Below are 3295 nucleotides of genomic sequence, written 5' to 3' on the forward strand. Positions count from 1 at the left end.
GCGCTTACCGTTACTTGCACATGGATGCTGGTCATCTAGGACAGCGGCTCAATCTAGCAGCTATTTACCTTGGTTTAGGAGTAAGTGGTATTGGTGGCTTCTTTGATGACCAGGTAAATGACGTTTTGGGTATTCCTGTTGATGAAGCGGTTGTTTATATTACCACTTTGGGGCGTCCTAGAACAAGGCTTTGAGGTTTCTTTCGGTAGTAGGGAGTAGGGAGTAGGGAGTAGGGAGTAGGGAGTCGCGGATAATTTTTGTGTTGTATAAATGGGGGATGATTTTAATAGTTTGGTGGAATGGGCATCTTGCCCGTTATCAATATTTGTAGAATGGGCATCTTGGTGGAATGGGCATCTTGCCCGTGATCAATATTTGTAGAATGGGCATCTTGCCCGTGATCAATATTTGTAGAATGGGCATCTTGCCCGTGATCAATATTTGTAGAATGGGCATCTTGCCCGTTATTGGCTTTTGGTGGAATGGGCATCTTGCCCGTTATTGGCTTTTGGTGGAATGGGCATCTTGCCCGTGAGCAATATTTGTGGAATGGGCATCTTGCCCGTTGTGGGCTTTTGGTGGAATGGGCATCTTGGTGGAATGGGCATCTTGCCCGTTCCTGATATTTTCGTTCTCAAGTAGAATGGGCATCTTGCCCGTTCCTACTCTTGTCATAGACATAGCGTAAAAATGCCTAGACTCCCCCTTAACTTTAAAGATGGTTATTCCTATCACATTACCACTCGTTGCAACAATCGTGAATTTCAATTATCAAAACAAGTATGCCGAGAGGTCTTTCTCTATGCCATTAAAAAGGCATTGCTGAAATATGACTTTAAACTTTATGGCTTGTGTATCATGTCCAATCACGTTCACTACCTGATTGAACCGGTCTGTGGTGCTGATTTATCGAAAATTATGCACTTCCTCAACTGGTACACTGCCATGTGCTTCAACCGAATGCTGAAACGTACAGGGCATTTTTGGGAAAAACGTTACTATGCTGATGGTTTTCCCCCGACAGACCGGGATAGAGCTTTGAATACTCTTCGCTATATTCACGGCAACCCCAAAGCGGCAAGAATGCGTCAAAGCTTTTTCTATGACTTCAGTAACTACGGCACCTATGAACGCCTAACCTCGGATGGGTTAACTCAATGGCATCCCGCTTTCTTGCAGTTGGGAAATAGCTTAGACGAATGTGCCAGAAAATACAAAGGATTTTGCTATCGCTACAAACCGAAGAAGAAAACCCCAACTAGGTGCCACTGGGGTAGTAGGCTACTAGCTGGGGTTTATCTATCTGAGTCTTTGTCAAAAAAGTCTCATTTTGGCAAGGGTCGGGCGAACACGGCGTGCCAGGTAACCGAAGACCCGGAAGTGGCCAGGGTTTCCCGTCTTTTTATTGCTGCCAATCGACCACCCACCACTGAGAAAAAAGACTTTTGACATAAGGTCGATGTTTTGCTATGCTAATCGTCTAAATGGTCCGCGCCGCGCCATCCAATCCAGGTTAGGTAAAGGTAGGGTATTTATTTTTTGGTTTTGTTGTGATACCAAACACTTCGCACCCGCCCGTAGTGCCCTCCTACAACCAAGTTGAGGTCATCTTGTGACAACATCTGGAGGTCGATTTCTTTGCTTGGTCTGGTTTCAAGATCTAGGATCTCGATCTTTTCTTTCATATGTACACTCCTTTTCAGCATTGTATAATCTGTGCCTTGTAAGAATGTAAAGGGAAAAGGGTGGGGTGTGATCAAATGTAACAATTGGCCGGGAAAATATTAATATTTTGTAATATTTTGTAATAAAATAGGTGAGTTTTGTTACAGAAAGATTTGGTTTCTTCAGCATTCTTACTTAGAGGATCCCGCCAAATGGCGGAACCCTGACCTGATGCAGTTAGACCTGAGTGGAACCTTGCCGATCGGTCTTGGGAATCGGGAGATGGGGATAATTTTTGTGTTGTATAAATGGGGAATGATTTTAATTGTGTAGAATGGGCATCTTGCCCGTGAGCAATATTTTCTCGCTTTTTCCCGATTCCCCACTCCCGTTTTTAAACAGAAAACCCCAACTAGGTGCCACGCTTTGTAGCAAACTCCTAGCTAGGGTTTCTCTTAGGTCATCACATTTGTCAAAAAAGTCTCATCAAAGGAAGAGGTCGGTGCCAGTGGCGTGGTAACCGAAGACCCCGAATTAGCCAGGGTTTCCGGTCATTTTATTGCTGCCAATCGACCGCCCCCCAACTAGCTGGCTGCTAATCACCCTCCCCTTTGACGCCAAACAAAAAATTGTTTAAAACGAGTTAAAAAGTTTCTTCGGCGCCGCCTTCAACGCCTTGAGGCCTTTTTTGAAAAAGCCCCAGCCGCCTTTAACCACCTTGAGTTCCTCATCTGACAACAACTTTAGGAGGTCGGTTTCCTGGCTTGGTGTGGTTTCTAGATCTAGGATTTTGATCTTTTCTTTCATGCTTGCTTTACACTCCGAAATCAGCTTAGTGTAATCTGTGCTCTGTGACAATAGTAAAATAGGATAGCAATAGCATTCAATGCTTTTTTTGACATTATTTTAAAATTTAAGCAATTTTTATTTTTAAGCAGGTGTAGTTTAAGCAATGTTTATTTTTAAGCAAAGGAATTTTTATATTTAAGCAGGTGTAGTTTAAGCAATTTTTATATTTAAGCAGGTGCACAAAATTGATGGCAGCATAAATTAATTGCAGCAAAATTAGTTGCATGTTTTACAAACTCTGAAGGGAATCGGGAATCGGGAGTCGGGAAATCGGTAGACTATCTGGTCTTTAAACAATAGTTGCACCCAAGCCGTTATAGCTTGGGTGTCGCTTTTTATATGCCTGCCAGGCATTTTATATAGCGCTATGGATAAAGGGTTTGACATTGATACAAGCAGCAAAAGCTGTTTTAGTCAACTATTGCCTATGGTGCCGATTGCCGATTCCCTGCTCCCGATTCCCGATTGCCGATTCCCGATTCCCGTTCCCCTCCTGGGAGGGGTTAGGGGTGGGTTCCGATTCCCTGCTCCCGATTCCCGTTCCCCTCCTGGGAGGGGTTAGGGGTGGGTTCCGATTCCCGATTCCCGATTCCCGATTGCCAAAATGTAAACTTTGTTTTCGCTATGTTACATTAAATTTAATACTTTCTTAAGCATTCTTACCTAGAGGACTAATCAACTACATGGCGGAACCTACCCATCTGGCTGAGCTTGAGCAGGGTCTAAAACTCTGGAATCAATGGAGAGAGAATCATCCGAAACTGATCCCTGACCTGATGGG

Annotated in this window: 7 protein-coding genes; 3 read left to right on the forward strand and 4 right to left on the reverse strand. The window is 43.9% G+C overall.

Translation table 11 applies throughout. The features are described from left to right. Nucleotides 1–194: nitroreductase family protein (locus F6K37_RS35550; RefSeq protein WP_287255591.1), on the forward strand; the 194-nt coding region annotated here is incomplete at its 5' end. 89 nt (nt 195–283) lie between these two features. Here F6K37_RS35550 and F6K37_RS35555 read toward each other — a convergent pair. Then, nucleotides 284–490, reverse strand: coding sequence for a hypothetical protein (locus F6K37_RS35555; RefSeq protein ID WP_287255592.1), 207 nt, complete (start codon nt 488–490; stop codon nt 284–286). 8 nt (nt 491–498) lie between these two features. After that, on the reverse strand, nt 499–651 hold the full coding sequence (locus tag F6K37_RS35560; protein ID WP_287255594.1) for a hypothetical protein: 153 nt from the start codon (nt 649–651) through the stop codon (nt 499–501). Between the two features lie 39 nt (nt 652–690). On the opposite strand from F6K37_RS35560, the gene F6K37_RS35565 reads away from it, so the two are divergent. Further along, nucleotides 691–1449 carry a transposase gene (locus tag F6K37_RS35565; protein WP_287255596.1) on the forward strand — a complete coding sequence of 253 codons (759 nt, stop codon included), beginning with the start codon at nt 691–693 and terminating at the stop codon, nt 1447–1449. A gap of 849 nt (nt 1450–2298) precedes the next feature. Here F6K37_RS35565 and F6K37_RS35570 read toward each other — a convergent pair. Both F6K37_RS35570 and F6K37_RS35575 read right to left on the reverse strand, forming a co-directional pair. Next, nucleotides 2299–2472, reverse strand: a complete 174-nt coding sequence (locus F6K37_RS35570) for a hypothetical protein (protein ID WP_287255598.1) — start codon at nt 2470–2472, stop codon at nt 2299–2301. A 258-nt stretch (nt 2473–2730) separates the two neighbouring features. Continuing rightward, nucleotides 2731–2868 (reverse strand): hypothetical protein, encoded by a 138-nt coding sequence (locus F6K37_RS35575; RefSeq protein WP_287255601.1) that lies wholly within the window; start codon nt 2866–2868, stop codon nt 2731–2733. A gap of 26 nt (nt 2869–2894) precedes the next feature. Here F6K37_RS35575 and F6K37_RS35580 point away from each other — a divergent pair, with 26 nt between their 5' ends. Continuing rightward, the gene (locus tag F6K37_RS35580) at nt 2895–3167 is read left to right on the forward strand and encodes a hypothetical protein (protein ID WP_287255604.1); all 273 of its coding nucleotides are present in this window, start codon (nt 2895–2897) and stop codon (nt 3165–3167) included. Nucleotides 3168–3295: the final 128 nt, after the last annotated feature.

The sequence above is a fragment of the Moorena sp. SIO4E2 genome, from assembly GCF_010671945.1.
Classification (GTDB): Bacteria; Cyanobacteriota; Cyanobacteriia; order Cyanobacteriales; family Coleofasciculaceae; genus Moorena; species Moorena producens.

Excerpts from the sequence above, each read along its gene's own strand:
- F6K37_RS35560 (WP_287255594.1), bottom strand. The coding sequence starts at position 651 with ATGCCCATTCTACTTGAGAACGAAAATATCAGGAACGGGCAAGATGCC.
- F6K37_RS35570 (WP_287255598.1), bottom strand. The coding sequence starts at position 2,472 with ATGAAAGAAAAGATCAAAATCCTAGATCTAGAAACCACACCAAGCCAG.
- F6K37_RS35565 (WP_287255596.1), top strand. The coding sequence starts at position 691 with ATGCCTAGACTCCCCCTTAACTTTAAAGATGGTTATTCCTATCACATT.
- F6K37_RS35575 (WP_287255601.1), bottom strand. The coding sequence starts at position 2,868 with ATGCCTGGCAGGCATATAAAAAGCGACACCCAAGCTATAACGGCTTGG.
- F6K37_RS35555 (WP_287255592.1), bottom strand. The coding sequence starts at position 490 with ATGCCCATTCCACCAAAAGCCAATAACGGGCAAGATGCCCATTCTACA.